Here is a 19,100-nt window from a genome sequence, read left to right on the forward strand (position 1 = left end):
ACGTTTTATATGATATTAAAGATCAAAACCATAAGCAACTCTAAGAGCTATTTGTCCAAATCCTATTCCTGTAGTACCATTGCTATTAAGTTTTACAAAATCTGAATAATGTTCGTATCTTAAACTTAAATCGATATGTTTTGTAGCATATCCAATACTTGGAGATAGTAAAAGTGATGTTTTGTCATAATTATTGGTTACAGCAAATGCCGCTCCAGCTTCTCCCATCACGTAAAACTGATCTTCCCAAACAAAAGCTTTAAAACCAGCTTTAACAGGAATGAAACCTAAATCATTGTCTTTTCCATCTACAAAAAGATTTGTAAATCCACTAGTTAAAGTTATAGAATATCTTTTAGATAAATCATATTGTAATCTAGCATCAGCTCCTAAAGCTAATTTATAAGGATCTGCAAATGCATATCCGCCATTAATTCCAATTCCTAATTTAAATCCTTGGTCATAATTTTTTGTTTCTGTTTCTTGTGCAAAAGAGTTACTTGTAACAAATAGAGAAATTGTTAATACTAAAAGTATTTTAATTGATGTTTTCGTTTTCATTTTTTAAATTTTATTATTTATAGTGCAAATCTAGGCTTGTTAATCGTAGTTTTGTTACACTATTATAGGTATTTGTTATATAATTATGATTATAGTTCTAGAAAGTATATTATTTTAATTTTTATTGATTAAGGCTTTTTATTTGATAATCAAATGTTTAACTTGAATATTCTTTTATTATTTTTTTAAACCGAAAACTTCATTAAACTTAAATAATTCATCAAACACATTATTATTTTTAAATTATTGCCATTACATTTGTAAAAAAATAAAAGTGAATTTAAAACAATACACCAAGGAGTTTTCCGAAAACATAAAACTTGCCTATCCAGTTATTCTAGGAATGTTAGGGCATACTTTAATAGGAATTGTAGATAACTTGATGGTTGGAAATTTAGGTTCGACCGAGTTGGCAGCAGTATCTTTAGGAAACAGTTTTATATTTATAGGAATGTCTATAGGAATTGGGTTTTCGACAGCAATCACGCCAATTATTGCAGAAGCCGATGCAGAAAAAGACGACAAGAAAATCCGATCTACTTTTCATCATGGGTTGTTTCTATGCACGATTATAGGTGTTGTATTGTTTATATTAATAGTTTTGTCTAAACCTATTATGTTACTAATGCATCAGCCAAAAGCAGTAGTAGATTTAGCCACACCTTATATAGATTGGGTTGCTTTTTCGTTAATTCCTGTAATTATCTATCAAGGTTACAAGCAGTTTGCCGATGGATTATCGAAAACAAAATATTCGATGTATGCTATATTTTTTACAAACGTAGTCCATGTATTTTTTAATTATGTTCTGATTTACGGAATTTGGATTTTCCCGAAGTTAGGAATTGTAGGAGCGGCTTTAGGAACTGTAATTTCAAGAATAATGATGGTTATTTTTATGCATTTTATGCTAAGAAAAAACCAGGAGATGAAAAAATTCTTTAAACATTTTAGCTTTAAAGAAATTAGAAAATCGGCTTTAAGAAAAATCATTAACCTAGGTTTTCCTTCTGCAATGCAAATGCTTTTCGAAGTCACTTTATTTACTGCAGCCATTTGGTTGTCAGGTTCTATAGGAAAAAATCATCAAGCAGCCAATCAGATTGCACTCACATTAGCCACGACAACATTTATGTTTGCAATGGGATTAAACGTTACCGCCATGATAAGAGTGAGTAACCAAAAAGGGCTGAATGATTATAAAAATTTGATAATTGTTGCCAAATCGATATTTATCCTAGCGATTATTTTAGAAACTATTTTTGCTCTTGCATTTATTGTTTTTCACAACTTTTTGCCGCATTTATTTTTAAATATGACTGATGCAAATCAAGCTTTAGATAATGTAGAGGTTATAAAAATTACGGCTCAATTGTTATTAGTTGCTGCAGTTTTTCAAATTTCAGACGGAATACAAGTAGTTGTTCTAGGCGCTTTACGAGGTTTGCAAGATGTAAAAATCCCTATGTATATCACTTTTGTAGCTTATTGGGTTGTTGGTTTTCCTATTTCTTTCTATTTAGGAAAATATACAGAACTTAAAGCAACAGGAATTTGGATAGGGCTTTTGGCAGGATTAACGACAGCCGCACTATTTTTGTACCTTCGTTTTCATAAATTGACAAAAAAATTAGTCAGACAGAATTCAAATTAATAAATAGTTTTAATGTTAATCAAATAACAACAAATATGGAATTACCAAAATTTTTACTAGGCGACAATACTGATTTTCCAGATGATATTTTTATCATTCATCTTGACTATCCTCGATTTATCATCAATCTAAAAGATGATGAAGTAGAGTTTATGGAAGAAGCCGAAGATCTAGACGAAGCCGAACTAAACACTGAAATGGAAGGGTTAATAGAACAAGCAAACGCTTTCTATGATCGAGAAATGGAACTTTACGAGAAAGAATAAGCTTATTTTTTAAAGTATTTTTCTAACAATATTTGAGCAGCGGCAAAAGGTGAAATTTCATCATTTGCAACTGCTTTTTTGTTTTCTTCTAATAATTTATCAATTTCTGGATGGTTGAAGAAATTTGCTTTCAATTGTTCGTTGATGGTTTCCAACATCCAATATTGGTTTTGTTCTTTTCGTTTTTCGAAGAAATAATTGTTGGATTTTGTGAGTGCTGTAAAATCAGAAATCGTTTTCCAAACCTCTGAAATTCCATCATGAGTAATTGCGCTACAAGTTGAAGTTGTAGGAGTCCAACCTGATTTTTTTGCAGGAAATAAATGCAAAGCCCTATTGAATTCGGTTTTTGCTAAATTGGCTTTTCTAACATTATCTCCATCGGCTTTATTAATCACAATAGCATCTGCCATTTCCATAATGCCTCGTTTAATGCCTTGCAATTCATCGCCCGCACCAGAAATTTTTAGGAGTAAAAAGAAATCTACCATGCTATGAACAGCCGTTTCACTTTGTCCAACACCGACAGTTTCAATAATGATAGTATCAAAACCAGCAGCCTCGCAAAGTGTTATTGTTTCACGAGTTTTTCGCGCCACACCACCTAAAGTTTCGCCCGAAGCACTAGGTCTTATATAAGCATTATTGTCTTTTACCAATTCTTCCATTCGGGTTTTGTCACCCAAAATACTTCCGTGAGAAATCGTACTAGAAGGATCGACAGCCAATACAGCTACTTTTTTTCCCAAACCAGTTAAATTTTTCCCAAAAGCTTCTATAAAAGTACTTTTTCCAACGCCTGGAACACCAGTAATTCCTATTCTTATCGATTTATTGGCATGAATTAAACAAGCATTTATTACTTCATTAGCTTTTTCTAAATGTAAAACATTTGTACTTTCTACCAGTGTAATCGCACGACTTAAAGCTGTTATATTTCCTGATAAAATTCCGTTGACCAATTCTTCAGATGAGGGTTGAATTTTTCTAAATTGCTGAATTTGCTCAACAGAAATAGCACTGATAATCTCAGGTCTTTCTATTCCTTGGTTTTCTGTTAATGCCGATTTCTTATTTTTCAATTTCAACTGTACTTTGTGTAAAATTACTATAAAAATTAAATAAATGCTAAAATTTATAAATGCTACTTATTTCAAATCTATAAATAGTACTTTTGCACTACCAAAAATAAATTCTTGTGGCTACAGAAAGTATTATCCTAGAAAACAAAAAGGACTTAGTTCAAAAAACTATTTTTTCAATCCTTTTCTCTATCAGTTTTGCACATTTACTCAATGATTTAATTCAAGCAATAATCCCATCGGTTTATCCAATTTTGAAGCAAAATTATGGGTTAACATTTACTCAAATAGGGTTAATTACCTTTTCATTTCAACTAACAGCTTCCGTTTTTCAGCCATTTGTAGGTTATTATACAGACAAATATCCAAAACCATTTTCACAAATTTATGGTATGATTTTTTCTTCACTGGGAATCATTTCACTTTCTTATGCTAATAATTTACCTTGGATAATTATTTCGGTTATGCTTATTGGTTTGGGTTCAGCGATTTTTCATCCAGAATCGGCTAGAATTTCTAATATGGCATCGGGTGGAAAACGAGGATTGGCACAATCTATTTTTCAGGTAGGAGGAAATCTTGGAACAGCAATAGCGCCATTATTAGTTGCGGCAATCGTAGTACCAAATTCTCAAAAACACATTCTTTGGTTTTTGATAGCTTCTTCTTTGGGATTAATGATAATTTCTAAAATTGCTTTTTGGTACCGAGATAATTTAAAACTAAAATTAGATAAAAAAAGACTTTTTATCGAACAACATGATTTGCCAAATAAAAAGGTTAAAATGGCAATTGCAATCTTACTTTTTGTGATTTTCACTAAGTTTTTCTACTCGGCGAGTCTTTCTACTTATTATCAATTTTTTGTAATCGAGAAATTTCATTTAAGCATTCAACAAGCACAATATCATATGTTTATTTACCTGATAGCTTATGCTTTAGGAACAATAATGGGTGGCCCGTTGGGAGATAAATTCGGACGAAAATACATCATTTGGTTTTCGGTTTTTGGAGCTACACCATTCGCATTATTATTGCCATACGCCAACCTTTTTTATACAGATGTACTAATGATAATTATCGGAATGATCATTTCTTCAGCTTTTCCGGCTATTATTGTTTATGCACAAGAATTATTACCCAAAAAACTCGGAATGGTTTCAGGTCTTTTTTATGGTTTTGCTTTCGGAATGGGCGCTTTAGGCTCGGCATTACTAGGGATTCTTGCCGATCATACTTCGATTACATTCGTGTATCAAATATGTTCTTACTTGCCAATTTTAGGAATTGTTTGTTATTTTTTGCCTAACATGAAAAAGAAGTAATTTTTCAATAATAATTAGGAGCTATTTCCAGCTATCCGTTGCAATCTTTTTTCGGAGAAAAACCTCAAAAAGTATTTTCACTACTATCTGGGCTAGGGCTTCGGTCTTAAATTATTTATTTTGTTCTAAAAATTTTATGAATATTAGCGGCTTCTTTGTAAATCTTTATGAAATAATTTACTTTTACTATTCAATTAAAACAAAATGCAAATCACACCAGAAATACTTCAAAAATTAAACCAAATTATAGGAGAATCCTTCGTTTTTACCGACCAAGAAACTCGTAATCATTACGGACACGACGAAACCGAAGATTATGTTTTTCCACCATCGGTTGTGTTAAAACCACAAACGTCTGAAGAAATTTCTCAGATATTAAAGTTAGCTAATGAATATAAAATTCCAGTAACACCAATCGGAGCAAGAACAGGCTTGAGCGGTGGTGCATTGTCTATTTATAAAGGAATTGGTTTATCGATGGAACGTTTTAATAAAATCATCAATATCGACGAACAAAACCTGCAAGTAATAGTCGAACCAGCTGTCATTACACAAGTTTTGAGAGAAGCAGTAGATCAGAAAGGATTGTTTTATCCACCAGATCCAAGTAGTCAAGGAAGTTGCTGGATAGGAGGGAACGTTGCCGAAAATGCTGGTGGAGCAAGAGCTGTAAAATATGGCGTTACAAAAGATTATGTGTTAAATCTCGAAGTTGTTTTATCTAGTGGCGAAATCATTTGGACAGGAGCTAATACACTAAAAAATTCGACTGGATATAACCTGACGCAATTGATGGTGGGAAGCGAAGGAACTTTGGGAGTAATCACTAAAATTGTGATGAAATTACTGCCCAAAGTAAATCACAATGTCTTAATGTTAGTTCCTTTTTATAAAGCCAATCAAGCTTGCGAAGCAGTTTCTGCTATTTTTAGAGCAGGAATTACACCAAGTGCTTTAGAGTTTATGGAACGTGATGCGATTGATTGGACTCTAAAATTTAATCCAAATATTTCTGTAGTTGTAAAATCAGAAATTCAAGCGCATTTACTCATAGAAGTCGATGGAAATTATCCAGAAATTCTGATGCAAGAAGCTGAAAAAATAATGAATGTGGTGGAGCAATTTGAAATTGATGAAATACTTTTTGCCGACACCGAAGACCAGAAAAATGCTTTATGGAAAATGCGCCGTTCGGTTGCCGAAGCTGTAAAATCAAATTCTATTTACAAAGAAGAAGACACGGTTGTGCCGAGATATGAATTACCAAAATTACTCTCAGGAATCAAAGAAATAGGAAATAAATACGGTTTCAAATCTGTTTGTTATGGTCATGCTGGAGACGGAAACTTACATGTAAACATCATCAAAGGTGACATGACAGATGACAATTGGAATACACAAGTGACCAGAGGAATTCGAGAAATTTTCGAATTGACAGTTTCATTAAAAGGAACTTTATCTGGTGAACATGGAATTGGATTAGTGCAAAAAAACTATATGGACATTGCTTTTTCTAAAACCCATTTGGAATTGATGGAAAGAATAAAATTTGTTTTTGATCCAAATAATATTTTAAATCCAGGAAAGATTTTTCCAGATAGTTTATGATTTTCTTTTTTTGTATTTTTACAACGCAATAAAAAAGTATGATAGAAGAAAAAGTAATCTTAGTAAACGAAAAAGACGAACAAATAGGCTTAATGCCAAAACTTGAAGCTCATGAAAAAGCAATTTTACATCGTGCCTTTTCAGTTTTTGTGCTAAATAGCAACAACGAAATTATGTTGCAACAAAGAGCACATCATAAGTATCATTCCCCATTATTATGGACAAATACTTGTTGTAGTCACCAGCGAGAAGGTGAAACAAATATTCAGGCAGGAACACGTCGTTTACGAGAAGAAATGGGTTTTGTAACGGAATTGAAAGAATTATTTCATTTTATATACAAAGCACCTTTTGATAACGGACTTACAGAACACGAACTGGATCACGTTATGATAGGATATTATAGCGAAAAACCAATAATAAACAATGACGAAGTAGAAAATTGGAAATGGATGAGTATTGATAATGTAAAAAAAGACATGATTCAAAATCCGGATATTTATACGGTTTGGTTCAAAATTATCTTCGACGAATTTTATCATTATCTAGAGGATCATAAGATTTAAGATTTCAATTTTCAGAAATATTACAAATTATTATGATTTTAGAAATTAGATTTCGTAATCTAAAATCTAAAATCTAAAATCTAAAATTAAATGAAAGTAACCATAAGCAGAAAAGCACATTTTAATGCAGCACATCGTTTATACAGGAAAGATTGGACTTTCGAAAAAAATGATGCTATTTTCGGAAAATGTAATAACCCAAATTTTCACGGACACAATTACGATTTAACAGTAAGTGTTACTGGTAAAATAGATCCAGAAACTGGTTATGTAATGGATGTTAAAGTGCTATCAGATATTATAAAAGAAGAAGTAGAAGACAAATTTGATCATAAAAATTTAAATCTCGACGTACCAGAATTTCAGGATTTAAATCCAACTGCCGAAAACATAGTAGTCGTGATTTGGAGTAAAATTCGAAAAAGAATTACATCAGAAATGGACTTAGAAGTCATATTATACGAAACACCACGTAATTTTGTAACTTATAAAGGAGAATAATGGAACCAATTAAAGTAGGAGATAAAATGCCAATATTTGGCGCAAAAGACCAAGATGGAAACGATTTTTACATCGAATCCGTATTATTTAAGAAAATATTAGTTATTTATTTTTATCCAAAAGACGAAACACCAGGTTGTACAAAACAAGCCTGTTCGTTTAGAGATGAATATGAAGACATCAAAAATGCAGGCGCCGAAGTCATCGGAATAAGTGGAGACAGTACAAAATCGCACAAAAAATTTGCTCAAAATCACAAATTACCATATATTCTATTGTCGGATAACGACAAAACAATCAGAAAACTTTTCGGGGTGCCAAGTATTATGTTAGGATTAATTCCGGGAAGAGTTACTTATGTAGTAGACCTAAAAGGTATTGTGCAAATGGTTTACAATAGTATGGACGCCAGCCAGCACATACCTAAATCACTAGAAGCAATCCAAAAATTAAAATAAGGCATTTCTAGAAGCGAATTCTTCGAGAATTCTTTTAAATTCTATTCCTGCTGTCATTGTAAACGTAGTTGACTGAACTTTACTTAAAATGAAAGTTTAGTGAAGTAATCTTGCCAAGAAAAATAGAGAGGATTTTCACCCCATCAGGGCAATTGAATAATTTTTTTGCATTTTTGCACTATAATATCATGAATATGAGTACAAATTGTTATCCACTTGTTTTCGAATCCATTCTAAAAGAAAGAATTTGGGGAGGAACCAAGTTACAATCAATCCTCGAAAAAAAAATCATCTCAAAAACAACAGGCGAAAGCTGGGAAATTTCTCAAGTTACAGGAGATGTAAGTATTGTGAAAAATGGTTTGTTAAAAGGAAAAACATTAAATGAATTACTTGAAGAATATCCTGAGGAGATATTAGGAACAAAAGTTTATAAACAATTTGGTAAACAATTTCCTTTATTATTTAAATTTTTAGATGCTCATGAAGACTTATCAATACAAGTACATCCTAATGATGAGTTAGCAAAAAAACGACACAATTCCTTCGGTAAAACCGAGATGTGGTATATCATGCAAGCTGATGAAGAAGCTAGTATTATAGTAGGATTTAAAGAAAAATCCTCTCCAAAAGAATATTTACAACATTTAGAAAATAAAACATTAACCACAATTCTAGAAGAAATTTCAGTAAAAAAAGGAGATGTTTTCTTCCTTGAAACAGGTACAATTCATGCCATAGGAGCAGGAATCCTCATAGCTGAGATTCAGCAAACATCTGATATAACTTATCGTATTTACGATTTTGATAGAAAAGATGCACAAGGCAACAGTAGAGAACTACACAATGATTTAGCATTAGAAGCTATAAACTATAATAAAATTGAATCTAGGAAAAAGTATAATAAGACAATTAACACTTCAAATAAAGCAGTAAATTGTCCTTATTTCACCACTAATTTTATTCCGCTCGATGGAGAAATGATTTTTAAAGGAAATTCAAGTTCATTTAAGGTATTTATGTGTACCGAAGGCGAATTTTATTTAGTTTATAACAACGAAAAACAATCATTCAAAAAAGGAGAAACAATACTGCTTCCAGCAGTAATTACTCATTATACTTTAATAGGTAAAGCATCTATTTTAGAAATTTACATTTCATAGTCTATATTATAAAGATTATATGTACTTTTGCACCCGAATTATAACATTCAACAGAATAATAAAATTTCAAAAATAAAATAAAATGGCAAACGTTAAAAATTTAAAAAAAGACATCAACTTCGTATTAGGAGATATTATTGAAGCAGTTTACTTGTACGAAATGACAACGACAGGAAAACCTACTGATGCTACAAATGCTTTAATAGATCAAGCTATTGCAGCTTTTGACGGATTAATTGTAAAAGTAAACGCAAAAAACGTTGAAAACAAAAAAGCACACTTCAAACAAATCAATGTAGAATTGGAACAAGTTGCAAATCAAATGGTTGAAAAAATCAACGCATTATAGTTAAAAATAATTGCAAAAAAGTGCTGATTTATTTTGGAAATTAGAATTTCAGAATTATATTTGCACCAGAATTAAAGTCGCCAGCGTAGCTCAGTTGGCTAGAGCAGCTGATTTGTAATCAGCAGGTCGTGGGTTCGAGTCCCTCCGCCGGCTCTTTTGTAAAACCATCACATTTATTTGTGGTGGTTTTTTTGTTTTAAGACTATGTGTTTTGAAAACGGATAAATTATATTAGGACTGAAGTTTTCTACAAGTTTTTTTATAGATTTTCCTATATAATAACTTTCATTATGTTCATTTATAATAGACTTGAAATCATCTATAAATTTAAAGTATTCTTTAACTAACCAATTTCTTCGAGTTTCATTTACAATGAAATTTTCTTCAAATTCTCTAAACTCATAATCAGTAAAATGATAATTATAGTTTTTCAACAGTTCTAAACTATTTATTAATTCTTCTGTACGCATTTTTTTTATTATTACTACTAACTAATTAGTTTGCGAAGATTGTTAATGTTTTTTTAATATAAAAAATACGGTTAAAGCCTACTTTATCAAATATTTAAAAATTATATTTAGCTTAGAAATATTTTAGAATTAACTTTAAAGAATATTCAATAAAAATAAAAAAGCCTAACTTTTATGTTAGGCTTAGCATGTTATATTATTAAAATTGTTTTTTATTTTACTAAAGTTCTAGAAATTACAATTCTCTGAATCTCAGAAGTTCCTTCGTAAATTTGAGTAATCTTAGCATCACGCATCATACGTTCTACATGATATTCGCTCACATATCCGTTTCCACCATGTATTTGCACGGCTTCTATAGTTGTATTCATAGCTGTTTCGGAAGCAAAAAGTTTTGCCATAGCGCCAGATTGTGATATGTCTTGACCAGCATCTTTTTCAGTAGCTGCTTTAAGGACTAACATTTTGGCTGCCATGATTTGTGTAGCCATATCTGCTAACTTAAATGCGATAGCTTGGTGTTGAAAAATTGGTTTTTTAAAAGCAACACGTTCCTGTGCATATTTTAATGCTAGTTCGTAAGCACCAGTTGCAATACCTAAAGCTTGAGATGCGATTCCTATTCTACCAGCATTTAAAACATTCATAGCAAAATTAAAACCAAATCCGTCTTCACCAATTCTATTTTCTTTAGGAATTTTTACATCACTAAACATTAGAGAGTGTGTATCAGAACCACGAATTCCCATTTTCTTTTCTTTAGGACCAATTTCAAAACCAGCCCAACCTTTTTCTACAATAAAAGCATTAATTCCTTTATGGCCTTTTTCAATATCAGTTTGTGCAATTACAATATAAGTAGAAGCAGTTCCTCCGTTTGTAATCCAGTTTTTTGTTCCATTTAATAGGTAATGATCTCCTTTGTCTATTGCAGTAGTTTTTTGCGAAGTAGCATCAGATCCAGCTTCTGGTTCAGATAAGCAAAAAGCACCTATAACTTCACCTTTTGCAAGTGGAACTAGATATTTCATTTTTAATTCTTCACTTGCATATTTTTCAATTCCGGCGCAAACTAATGAGTTGTTTACAGACATTACAACTGCTGCCGAAGCATCTATTTTGGATAATTCGGTCATGGCTAGAACATAAGAAACACTATCTAATCCTGAACCACCGTATTTAGGATCTACCATCATTCCCATAAATCCAAGTTCAGCCATTTTCTTGACTTGCTCGGTTGGGAATTTTGAATATTCATCACGTTCTATAACACCAGGCAAAAGTTCATTTACAGCAAAATCACGAGCTGCTTGTTGAATCATTAATTGTTCTTCGCTAAAATTAAAATCCATCTTTATATTAATATTTTATTTGTAAATCTTTTTTAAAATTTTTCAAATATAGTTGATTAATATGAATTTTTCAAAAGGTTTTCCTAATTTTAACCCATGTTTAAGCACCACTATAATGTTTTAGGAGTAATGTCGGGAACTTCACTCGATGGAGTAGACTTGGCACATATTCATTTTTTTGAAGAAAATGGAAAATGGAGTTTTCAAATAAATGAAAGCGAAACTATTAGTTATTCGGAATCATGGATAAATCAACTTAGAAAAGCAGTCGATTTTTCTGATTTAGAATTAAAAAAACTAAATGAAGATTATACCATATTGTTAGCCGAGATTATTTCTAATTTTATTAAATCTAATAAAATAGAAAATCTTGATGTAGTTTGTTCTCACGGACATACAATTTTGCATCAGCCACAAAACGGAATTACTTTGCAAATAGGAAATTTGCCTCAAATTGCCAGATTAATAAACCAAAAAGTAGTTTGTGACTTTAGAGTTCAAGACGTAAAATTAGGAGGGCAAGGCGCTCCGTTAGTTCCTATTGGTGATCAAATTCTATTTTCAGAATATGATTATTGCTTAAATCTTGGCGGATTTTCTAATGTTTCTTTTAATGAAAACGGAACCCGAATTGCTTTCGATATTTCAGCTGTAAATACAGTCTTAAATTTTTATGCTAATAAATTAGGTTTCGACTATGATGATAAAGGGAAAATTTCTCGCTCAGGAAATGTTTCTAACGATTTATTATCAGAATTAAATGAATTAGATTATTATCAAAAAAGTTATCCAAAATCACTTGGATTTGAATTTGTGAAAACAATTCTTCTTCCAATTATCGAAAATTATAAGTTATCAACAGAAGACAAATTGAGAACATTTACAGAGCATGTTGCCATGCAAATTGCTTTGGCTTTGGTTAAAAAAACAGGTACTTTACTTATCACAGGAGGAGGAGCTTACAACGATTTTCTAATAGAAAAAATACAATTTTTTTTACCAAAAATGAATATTGAAATTCCAGATTTCAAAACAATTGAGTTTAAAGAAGCCTTAATTTTTGCATTACTCGGAGTACTTAAACTTCGCAACGAAATAAATGTTTTAGCAAGTGTTACGGGAGCAAAACACAATCATAGTTCTGGAAAAATTTATAATAATTAAGTTTTTAACTAAAGTTATAGCTTAGAAGTTGGTATATTTTTCTAATTTTGTCCCAAAATTAATTTTTATTAAAAAAATCATGAAAAAATTCATTTTACACTTCATTACAATATTTTTATTTATTCAGTCAAATATTACAACAGCACAAAATCAGTTCGAAACACAAGGAGTTATTGTGCCAAGAACGATAGAATTTGAAAATAAAACATTGAAACTAAACGGTTTCGGAACAAGGTCTAAAATGTGGGTAGATGTTTATGTACAAGCATTGTATCTAACAAATTTATCAGATGATGGACAGTATATATTAGAAAGTGATACAGAAATGGCTGTTAGACTTCAAATACTTTCAAATTTAGTGTCATCAAAAAAACTAACTAAATCTCTAAACAATGGGATGAAAAAGTCAGTTGGCGAAGAAAATATGAAGCAATTTGAATCTCAAATAACACAACTAGAATCATTGTTAAGCACTGAAGAAACTAGAAAAGACGATGCTTTTAATCTTGTTTATAATCCTATTGATACATCAATTTGGGTTTACAAAAATAATAAATTTGAAGGAAAAATTTCTGGATTTGAATTCAAAAAAGCTTTCTTCGGAATATGGCTTTCTAATAATCCTGTAGACTTAGATCTTAAAAACGATTTGTTAGGAAAATAGTATTCTATTCTATTTTATTTAAAAATATACTAATAAATAGATTGTAAAAAATAGAATAAAGTAAATTATGTATTTTAAAATTAGAAATACATAATTTACTTTATTCTATTTTTTTATATTTGTGGCACAAAAAAATAATACCAACAAATAATAGTAATGAAAGATTTATTAAAGAAATTTGAAAATAAGGAACCAGAAGTTGTTTTTAATTGGAAAGATCCAGAAACAGAAGCAGAAGGTTGGACTGTAATAAATTCACTTCGTGGTGGCGCAGCTGGTGGGGGAACACGTATGCGTAAAGGATTAGATATGAATGAAGTGCTTTCGTTAGCAAAAACTATGGAAGTAAAGTTTTCAGTTTCTGGACCAGCTATTGGTGGTGCAAAATCAGGAATTAATTTTGACCCGAACGATCCTCGTAAAAAAGGGGTTTTGCAACGTTGGTACAAAGCAGTTTCTCCTTTATTGAAGAGTTATTACGGAACAGGTGGCGATTTAAACGTAGATGAAATTCACGAAGTTATTCCAATGACTGAAGAGTGTGGCGTTTGGCATCCGCAAGAAGGTGTTTTTAACGGACATTTCAAACCTACAGAAGCAGACAAAATAAATAGAATTGGACAATTGCGTCAAGGCGTTGTCAAAGTAATAGAGAATACTACTTTTTCGCCAGATATTACTAGAAAATATACCGTTGCCGATATGATTACAGGTTATGGCGTAGCGCAAGCTGTTCGTCATTATTATGATATTTATGGAGGAAACGTGGTAGGAAAAAAAGCTATCGTACAAGGTTTCGGAAACGTAGGTTCTGCAGCTGCTTTTTATCTAGCAGAAATGGGTGTCAAAGTAATAGGAATCATCGACAGAGATGGAGGTTTGATTAATGAAAACGGATTCACTTTCGAAGAAATTAGAACTTTATTCCTTAACAAAGATGGAAACAAATTAGTAGCAGATAATATGATTCCTTTTGAGGAAATAAATGCTAAAATTTGGTCTATTGGTGCAGAAATATTTACTCCTTGTGCAGCGTCAAGATTGGTTGCAAAAAGTCAAGTAGACGGTATGATTGCTGCTGGTTTAGAAGTGATTTCTTGTGGTGCTAACGTTCCTTTTGCAGACAAAGAAATTTTCTTTGGTCCAATTATGGAAGAAGTAGATAGCAAAGTAAGTTTAATTCCAGACTTTATTTCAAACTGTGGAATGGCACGCGTTTTTGCCTATTTTATGGAGAAAAAAGTCGAAATGACTGATGAGTCAATTTTTAGTGATACTTCAGACATTATTAAGAAAGCTATCGAAAAAGCCCATGCTTTAAATTCAGATAAGAAAAACATTAGCGCAACCGCTTTTGAAATTGCTTTGAAACAATTGGTATAAGTAAGTCGAAAGTTTAAAAGTCATAAAGTCGAAAGAAGTATTGTTATAATTATGTTTGTTTTGAAAATAAAGATAATTAGTGAAATAATATCAACGTATTTTTAGCGTTATGACTTTTGACTTTATGACATTAAGACTTAAAAAACAATAATTATGGAAGTAGTAATATCAGCAGCAGACAAGAGAAAATCATTTGTAATAACGACAGTGATTTATATTTTGTTGTTGCTGATATTGTTTTTTATACGATTTTGGCCACCAGCAAACATGCAAGAATTAGCTGGTGGTGGTGGCGGAGGCGGTGTTACTGTAAACTTTGGTGATACTGAATTTGGTTCTGGAAATAATTTCGAAAGTGATGTTTTAGACGTAAAAAACGAAACTAAACAGGTTGTAAAACCAATAGAAACTGTTGAAGATCAAATTATAGCTCAAGAAAATTCGACCGAAGAAAATGATGTGGTTGTAGCTAAAAAGCCAATTACGAAAAAACCTAAAGTTGAAATTATAAAAAAAGAAACCCAACCTGTTGTAGTAAAACCTAAAGTTACTAAAAACACCAACGATGCTTTGGCTAATATCCTAAAAGGAGGAAATAAAGGCGGAGACGGAAACTCGAGTACACAAGGTAACCAAGGCTCATCGAACGGAAGTTTGTCTAATGATGGTTATGGGAGCGGAGGTTCTGGTGGAGGAACAGGCGGCGGAAACGGTTCAGGAAACGGAACGGGAACAGGAGTAGGAAGTGGTTCTGGATCTGGTGGTGGTTCAGGAAACGGAAATGGTGGCGGAGTAGGTTATTCACTTGGTGGTCGAAAAGCATTATCTAAACCAGCACCTAAATATACTTGTAACGAATCAGGAAAAGTAGTTGTTGAAGTTTCTGTTGATAGAAATGGAAATACAATTAGTGTGGTTCCCGGTGTAAAAGGAACTACAAACACTGCAAAATGCTTATTAGACCAAGCTCGAATTGCCGCTATGAATACTAAGTGGCAAGCCAGTGATGATGCGCCAGAAAGACAAGTAGGTAAAATTGTTTATAGTTTTAGTTTGAATTAAAATTACGATTAATAACTAGCCTAAAATGATATAAACGTATTATTTGTAAAAATAAATAATTGCAAAAATAATGCTTTAATTTAAAGGATGTTAACTTTTATGTTAATTACAGTACCTTCTCCATTTTTTGATTTTATTTTCATATCTCCTTGCATGTCTTTTACTCTTGCCCGAATTTGAGTAATACCAAAACCATTAGAGGAACTAATATTTTTCCCATTAAAACCTATACCATTATCTGTAATTACGATGCATAAGTTTCCTTCTGTTTCTTCGAGAGATAATTTAGATTTTGAAGCTTTGCTATGTTTCATGACATTGTTTAATAACTCTGAAACTATAAAAAATATTTTGGTTTCAAATTTAGGATTATATCTTCTGCCTTTTGCAAGAGTTGAATGAAAATTGAATATTATTAGTGAATTAGAATTATTTTCACAAAGATCTTTTAATGCAAATGGTAAACCAAATTTCATTAATAATGGGGGAACTAATTCGTGAGACAAATCTCTCACTTTGTCATGAGCATCTTTTAGCAAAGATCGCGTTTTTTTCAAATCGTTAATTTGATCTTTTGTTAAACCATTTTCAAAAGCTGATAAATGCAATCCTACAGATGATAGAACAGCACTTACATGATCGTGTAGAACAGCTGATATTTTATTTCGCTCTTGATCTTGACCATCCAGTGTAGCGCTAATGATTTTATACTGAAGTTTAGTATCTATATCTTTTAGCTTACTTTTTTGTTTTAATATTAAATTTTGATAGTAGAAATAAAAAATAAATCCTGCTAAAATAAATAATGAAGCAAATAGTAGCAATAACTTTTGATTTTTGTCTTGTTTTTCATTTATTATTTTTTCTTTTACTTTAAATTCTTCTTCAACTTTATTTATAGCATATTTTGTTTCAAGTTCTTGGTTAGATTTAGCTAATTTACTCGTGTACTTTTCGTCTTGTAACTCTAAATATTTATTATTGTATAAGTATGCATTTTTATAATCATCTAATTTTTCGTACGCATAGGATATATTAAGGAAAGCTTGAGATAATGCTATAGAGTTATCTTTATTTGGAAACATTTTTATAATATCTAAATATTGTTGTTTTCCTTTTTTATAATCCTTCTCTACAGTCATATAATAAACACCTAAGTTGTTTTTAGAGTTAGAGATTAAAGTTTTATCGCCGATTTTTAATGCAATATTATAAGAACTATCTAAATATTTTTTTGCTTTTATGTTATCGTTTTTTGAAGTGTAATATGAATAAAAATTAGATTGGTTATTAGATATTTCAATCAGATTATTTGATTTTTTAGTATAATAATCTGTTTTGTTCAGATAATATAAAGCACTATCAGATTCAGTCTCCATGCATATTTTAAAAAGACCTTGATTAACTTTTATCAATAAACTATTATTCTTTAGTTTTAAAGCAATTTTGTTAGCTTTATGTAAGTATTTTTTTGCTTTACTGTATTCGAAAATTATTCCATTAACATTGCCAATAGCTCTATATATTAATGCTTGCTTTTCTAATAAATTATTTGTTTCAGCAATATTTCTTGCTTCATAAAGTATTTTTATTGTATTCTCAATATCATTAAGTCCTCGATAAATCTCAGATTTTTGAATCAGGATATCGCAATAGGCATTATAATCTTTAGCTAATAAATAATTTTCTGATTTTTTGTGAGCATAATTTAATGCTTTTATAAAATTATTTTTTTCTAAATAATAAGATACAGAATCTGTTTTGGTTTTCAAATCTTGAAAACCAAAACAGAACTGACTAGCAATTAAAAAAGTTAAAGCTAATATCTTATTTGATGTAGTTTTTTTAAAAACCAATTGTAATATTTGGTTTTTTGATTGTAACTCCAGATTTTTGATATTGTTCAAAATTAGCCACGGCTTTATTGTTAATGATATTGGAGGTTTCTTTGCAGGTTACAAAATTTGTAGAGGGTTGTTTTTCTTCTGGATTTAATTTTATAGCTATTGTACAAATTCCTGCATTGGCAGTAAATTCATAATTACAATTGTCTGGAATTTCAAAACAAATCTGAAAATTTTCGGTGTTTACTTCACAAAAAGAAAACAATCCTAGCATGTCATAGGTCATAGTATTACATTTTTATTGGTTATTTTTTCTATTAAATTATGTTTTGTTGCAAAAACAACAAGTCCGATAGAACTTTTTACATTAAGTTTTTTCATTAAATTTTTTCGATGTGTTTCGACTGTATTTACACTAATATTTAGTAAATCACTAATATATTTTCCGCTTCTTTCCTGACTAATTAGGTTCAGAATTTCTAACTCCCTAGTGGTGATACTAGAAATTAAATCCTCTATATTTAATGTCTGATTGTGGTCATTATTATTTCCTGTATAAATATTAAAGATTTTGTCTTTTATAGCATCAGAAAAATATTGATTGCCGTAAGCAACAGTTGTTATAGCATCAATAATATGTTCACCAGCACATTGTTTTGTAAGGTAACCACTGGCACCTAATTTTATAACTTCTTTAATTAGTTTGGCATCATCATAACTAGATAAAATAATAACTTTACAAGTAAATCCTACTTCGTTCATTTCGCGTAATACTTGTATACCGTCTTTTTCGGGCATATTTATATCCATGATTAAGATATCTGCTTTGTTTCTTGCGACTCTCTCTACAAGACCTTCTCCGTTTAAAGAGAATCCAACCACTTCAAACATCGAGTTTGTTTTTAGCACAGCTAGTATACCGTCTATAAGCACTTGGTGATCATCTGCTAAATGTATTTTTATTTTATTTTCCATTGTGATTTTAAAGTTTTCAAATGTATATGAATATAAAGTTACACGAAATACCTAGAATTAATGATTTTTATCTAACTAAATTTAGTTAGACGAAGCAAAAAATCCGTCTCAATTTCTTGAAACGGATTTTTCTCGCACTAATAAACTAAGATGAAAGGTTTATCTTAATCGATCCACAGATTTTACGAGATCTTCATCTTTCTTGATGGCTTTATTGGATAAAACCAATAAAAAGATAGCTACAATAGGAAGAAACATCCCAATACCCTTCTCTGAAACCGTGGTTTCTCCAGATACAGTTAGTGTCCGATACACAAATAATCCTAGTAAAATTAAGTTTAATATTATATTCAATCTGTTCATCACAAATTGTTGTTTTCTTTTTTTAAATGTAAGTAAACTAAGTAATGATAAAACAGTACTTAATCCAAATAACATAGTGTAAATAATATTACTCATAAAATAAACCGTTTCTCCGTTCTCTAATTTCCATAAATGAAAAACGAAAGTAAGCGCTCCAGTCACTATAAAAGCAAGCAATAAATAAATACTTTGTATTCTCTGAATCATTATAAATCTTATATTATTCACACAAAAATATATTTTCTTTTTATAAAAAACTATTGTTTACTCAAATAAAATTTGTATTATTG

Annotated in this window: 21 protein-coding genes and 1 tRNA gene; 14 read left to right on the forward strand and 8 right to left on the reverse strand. The window is 30.7% G+C overall.

Annotation, left to right across the window (positions count from 1 at the left end; all coding sequences use genetic code 11):
* Positions 1-15: 15 nt before the first annotated feature.
* A complete protein-coding gene (locus ABI549_RS00255; RefSeq protein ID WP_348074437.1) occupies positions 16-561 on the reverse strand; it encodes a hypothetical protein in 546 nt (181 codons plus the stop codon).
* Between the two features lie 274 nt (positions 562-835).
* Here ABI549_RS00255 and ABI549_RS00260 point away from each other — a divergent pair, with 274 nt between their 5' ends.
* Both ABI549_RS00260 and ABI549_RS00265 read left to right on the forward strand, forming a co-directional pair.
* Positions 836-2,215, forward strand: a complete 1,380-nt coding sequence (locus ABI549_RS00260) for an MATE family efflux transporter (protein WP_348074438.1) — start codon at positions 836-838, stop codon at positions 2,213-2,215.
* Positions 2,216-2,250: 35 nt separating this feature from the next.
* The gene (locus ABI549_RS00265) at positions 2,251-2,481 is read left to right on the forward strand and encodes a hypothetical protein (protein ID WP_091473020.1); all 231 of its coding nucleotides are present in this window, start codon (positions 2,251-2,253) and stop codon (positions 2,479-2,481) included.
* A 2-nt stretch (positions 2,482-2,483) separates the two neighbouring features.
* Here ABI549_RS00265 and meaB read toward each other — a convergent pair whose 3' ends face one another.
* On the reverse strand, positions 2,484-3,569 hold the full coding sequence (gene meaB, locus ABI549_RS00270) for a methylmalonyl Co-A mutase-associated GTPase MeaB (protein WP_348074439.1): 1,086 nt from the start codon (positions 3,567-3,569) through the stop codon (positions 2,484-2,486).
* A 110-nt stretch (positions 3,570-3,679) separates the two neighbouring features.
* Between meaB and ABI549_RS00275 the strand changes: the two genes are divergently transcribed.
* The 8 genes from ABI549_RS00275 (at position 3,680) to ABI549_RS00310 (ending at position 9,686) form a co-directional block, all read left to right on the forward strand.
* Positions 3,680-4,888, forward strand: a complete 1,209-nt coding sequence (locus tag ABI549_RS00275; protein WP_348074440.1) for an MFS transporter — start codon at positions 3,680-3,682, stop codon at positions 4,886-4,888.
* Between the two features lie 204 nt (positions 4,889-5,092).
* Positions 5,093-6,496 (forward strand): FAD-linked oxidase C-terminal domain-containing protein, encoded by a 1,404-nt coding sequence (locus ABI549_RS00280; protein WP_348074441.1) that lies wholly within the window; start codon positions 5,093-5,095, stop codon positions 6,494-6,496.
* A 38-nt stretch (positions 6,497-6,534) separates the two neighbouring features.
* Positions 6,535-7,062, forward strand: a complete 528-nt coding sequence (gene idi, locus ABI549_RS00285) for an isopentenyl-diphosphate Delta-isomerase (RefSeq protein WP_348074442.1) — start codon at positions 6,535-6,537, stop codon at positions 7,060-7,062.
* 90 nt (positions 7,063-7,152) lie between these two features.
* Entirely contained in the window at positions 7,153-7,563 is a 411-nt protein-coding gene (locus ABI549_RS00290; protein ID WP_348074443.1) for a 6-carboxytetrahydropterin synthase, read from the forward strand.
* Positions 7,563-8,021 carry a peroxiredoxin gene (locus tag ABI549_RS00295; protein WP_348074444.1) on the forward strand — a complete coding sequence of 153 codons (459 nt, stop codon included), beginning with the start codon at positions 7,563-7,565 and terminating at the stop codon, positions 8,019-8,021. The genes ABI549_RS00290 and ABI549_RS00295 overlap by 1 nt, the downstream gene beginning before the upstream one ends.
* Before the next feature lie 194 nt (positions 8,022-8,215).
* Complete coding sequence (locus ABI549_RS00300) at positions 8,216-9,184, forward strand: type I phosphomannose isomerase catalytic subunit (RefSeq protein ID WP_348074445.1); 969 nt, start codon at positions 8,216-8,218, stop codon at positions 9,182-9,184.
* Positions 9,185-9,266: 82 nt separating this feature from the next.
* Positions 9,267-9,533, forward strand: a complete 267-nt coding sequence (locus tag ABI549_RS00305; protein ID WP_348074446.1) for a hypothetical protein — start codon at positions 9,267-9,269, stop codon at positions 9,531-9,533.
* Positions 9,534-9,612: 79 nt separating this feature from the next.
* Positions 9,613-9,686: transfer RNA gene (locus tag ABI549_RS00310), tRNA-Thr, on the forward strand.
* Positions 9,687-9,706: 20 nt separating this feature from the next.
* On the opposite strand, the gene ABI549_RS00315 is transcribed toward ABI549_RS00310, so the two are convergent.
* A complete protein-coding gene (locus ABI549_RS00315) occupies positions 9,707-10,003 on the reverse strand; it encodes a hypothetical protein (protein ID WP_348074447.1) in 297 nt (98 codons plus the stop codon).
* 212 nt (positions 10,004-10,215) lie between these two features.
* A complete protein-coding gene (locus ABI549_RS00320) occupies positions 10,216-11,355 on the reverse strand; it encodes an acyl-CoA dehydrogenase family protein (protein ID WP_348074448.1) in 1,140 nt (379 codons plus the stop codon).
* 96 nt (positions 11,356-11,451) lie between these two features.
* Here ABI549_RS00320 and ABI549_RS00325 point away from each other — a divergent pair, with 96 nt between their 5' ends.
* The 4 genes from ABI549_RS00325 (at position 11,452) to ABI549_RS00340 (ending at position 15,628) form a co-directional block, all read left to right on the forward strand.
* Positions 11,452-12,519, forward strand: coding sequence for an anhydro-N-acetylmuramic acid kinase (locus tag ABI549_RS00325; protein WP_348074449.1), 1,068 nt, complete (start codon positions 11,452-11,454; stop codon positions 12,517-12,519).
* Between the two features lie 79 nt (positions 12,520-12,598).
* A complete protein-coding gene (locus ABI549_RS00330) occupies positions 12,599-13,183 on the forward strand; it encodes a chalcone isomerase family protein (protein ID WP_348074450.1) in 585 nt (194 codons plus the stop codon).
* Positions 13,184-13,339: 156 nt separating this feature from the next.
* Complete coding sequence (locus ABI549_RS00335) at positions 13,340-14,566, forward strand: Glu/Leu/Phe/Val dehydrogenase dimerization domain-containing protein (RefSeq protein ID WP_348074451.1); 1,227 nt, start codon at positions 13,340-13,342, stop codon at positions 14,564-14,566.
* Positions 14,567-14,719: 153 nt separating this feature from the next.
* Complete coding sequence (locus ABI549_RS00340) at positions 14,720-15,628, forward strand: energy transducer TonB (protein ID WP_348074452.1); 909 nt, start codon at positions 14,720-14,722, stop codon at positions 15,626-15,628.
* A gap of 80 nt (positions 15,629-15,708) precedes the next feature.
* Here the strand turns inward: ABI549_RS00340 and ABI549_RS00345 are convergent, their stop codons facing one another.
* The 4 genes from ABI549_RS00345 to ABI549_RS00360 form a co-directional block, all read right to left on the reverse strand.
* Positions 15,709-17,484: an ATP-binding protein gene (locus ABI549_RS00345; RefSeq protein ID WP_348074453.1), complete on the reverse strand. Its 1,776-nt coding sequence runs from the start codon at positions 17,482-17,484 to the stop codon at positions 15,709-15,711.
* Positions 17,474-17,758, reverse strand: coding sequence for a hypothetical protein (locus ABI549_RS00350; RefSeq protein WP_348074454.1), 285 nt, complete (start codon positions 17,756-17,758; stop codon positions 17,474-17,476). Before ABI549_RS00350 ends, ABI549_RS00345 begins: the two co-directional genes overlap by 11 nt.
* The gene (locus tag ABI549_RS00355) at positions 17,755-18,447 is read right to left on the reverse strand and encodes a response regulator transcription factor (RefSeq protein WP_348074455.1); all 693 of its coding nucleotides are present in this window, start codon (positions 18,445-18,447) and stop codon (positions 17,755-17,757) included. The genes ABI549_RS00350 and ABI549_RS00355 overlap by 4 nt, the downstream gene beginning before the upstream one ends.
* A 159-nt stretch (positions 18,448-18,606) precedes the next feature.
* The gene (locus ABI549_RS00360; protein ID WP_348074456.1) at positions 18,607-19,017 is read right to left on the reverse strand and encodes a DUF4293 family protein; all 411 of its coding nucleotides are present in this window, start codon (positions 19,015-19,017) and stop codon (positions 18,607-18,609) included.
* Positions 19,018-19,100: the final 83 nt, after the last annotated feature.

Origin of the sequence: Flavobacterium sp. (genome assembly GCF_039932285.1) — a bacterium.
Lineage (GTDB): Bacteria > Bacteroidota > Bacteroidia > Flavobacteriales > Flavobacteriaceae > Flavobacterium.

Excerpts from the sequence above, each read along its gene's own strand:
- ABI549_RS00255 (WP_348074437.1), bottom strand. The coding sequence starts at position 561 with ATGAAAACGAAAACATCAATTAAAATACTTTTAGTATTAACAATTTCT.
- ABI549_RS00265 (WP_091473020.1), top strand. The coding sequence starts at position 2,251 with ATGGAATTACCAAAATTTTTACTAGGCGACAATACTGATTTTCCAGAT.
- ABI549_RS00280 (WP_348074441.1), top strand. The coding sequence starts at position 5,093 with ATGCAAATCACACCAGAAATACTTCAAAAATTAAACCAAATTATAGGA.
- idi (WP_348074442.1), top strand. The coding sequence starts at position 6,535 with ATGATAGAAGAAAAAGTAATCTTAGTAAACGAAAAAGACGAACAAATA.
- ABI549_RS00290 (WP_348074443.1), top strand. The coding sequence starts at position 7,153 with ATGAAAGTAACCATAAGCAGAAAAGCACATTTTAATGCAGCACATCGT.
- ABI549_RS00295 (WP_348074444.1), top strand. The coding sequence starts at position 7,563 with ATGGAACCAATTAAAGTAGGAGATAAAATGCCAATATTTGGCGCAAAA.
- ABI549_RS00300 (WP_348074445.1), top strand. The coding sequence starts at position 8,216 with ATGAGTACAAATTGTTATCCACTTGTTTTCGAATCCATTCTAAAAGAA.
- ABI549_RS00305 (WP_348074446.1), top strand. The coding sequence starts at position 9,267 with ATGGCAAACGTTAAAAATTTAAAAAAAGACATCAACTTCGTATTAGGA.
- ABI549_RS00315 (WP_348074447.1), bottom strand. The coding sequence starts at position 10,003 with ATGCGTACAGAAGAATTAATAAATAGTTTAGAACTGTTGAAAAACTAT.
- ABI549_RS00320 (WP_348074448.1), bottom strand. The coding sequence starts at position 11,355 with ATGGATTTTAATTTTAGCGAAGAACAATTAATGATTCAACAAGCAGCT.
- ABI549_RS00325 (WP_348074449.1), top strand. The coding sequence starts at position 11,452 with ATGTTTAAGCACCACTATAATGTTTTAGGAGTAATGTCGGGAACTTCA.
- ABI549_RS00330 (WP_348074450.1), top strand. The coding sequence starts at position 12,599 with ATGAAAAAATTCATTTTACACTTCATTACAATATTTTTATTTATTCAG.
- ABI549_RS00335 (WP_348074451.1), top strand. The coding sequence starts at position 13,340 with ATGAAAGATTTATTAAAGAAATTTGAAAATAAGGAACCAGAAGTTGTT.
- ABI549_RS00340 (WP_348074452.1), top strand. The coding sequence starts at position 14,720 with ATGGAAGTAGTAATATCAGCAGCAGACAAGAGAAAATCATTTGTAATA.
- ABI549_RS00350 (WP_348074454.1), bottom strand. The coding sequence starts at position 17,758 with ATGACCTATGACATGCTAGGATTGTTTTCTTTTTGTGAAGTAAACACC.
- ABI549_RS00355 (WP_348074455.1), bottom strand. The coding sequence starts at position 18,447 with ATGGAAAATAAAATAAAAATACATTTAGCAGATGATCACCAAGTGCTT.
- ABI549_RS00360 (WP_348074456.1), bottom strand. The coding sequence starts at position 19,017 with ATGATTCAGAGAATACAAAGTATTTATTTATTGCTTGCTTTTATAGTG.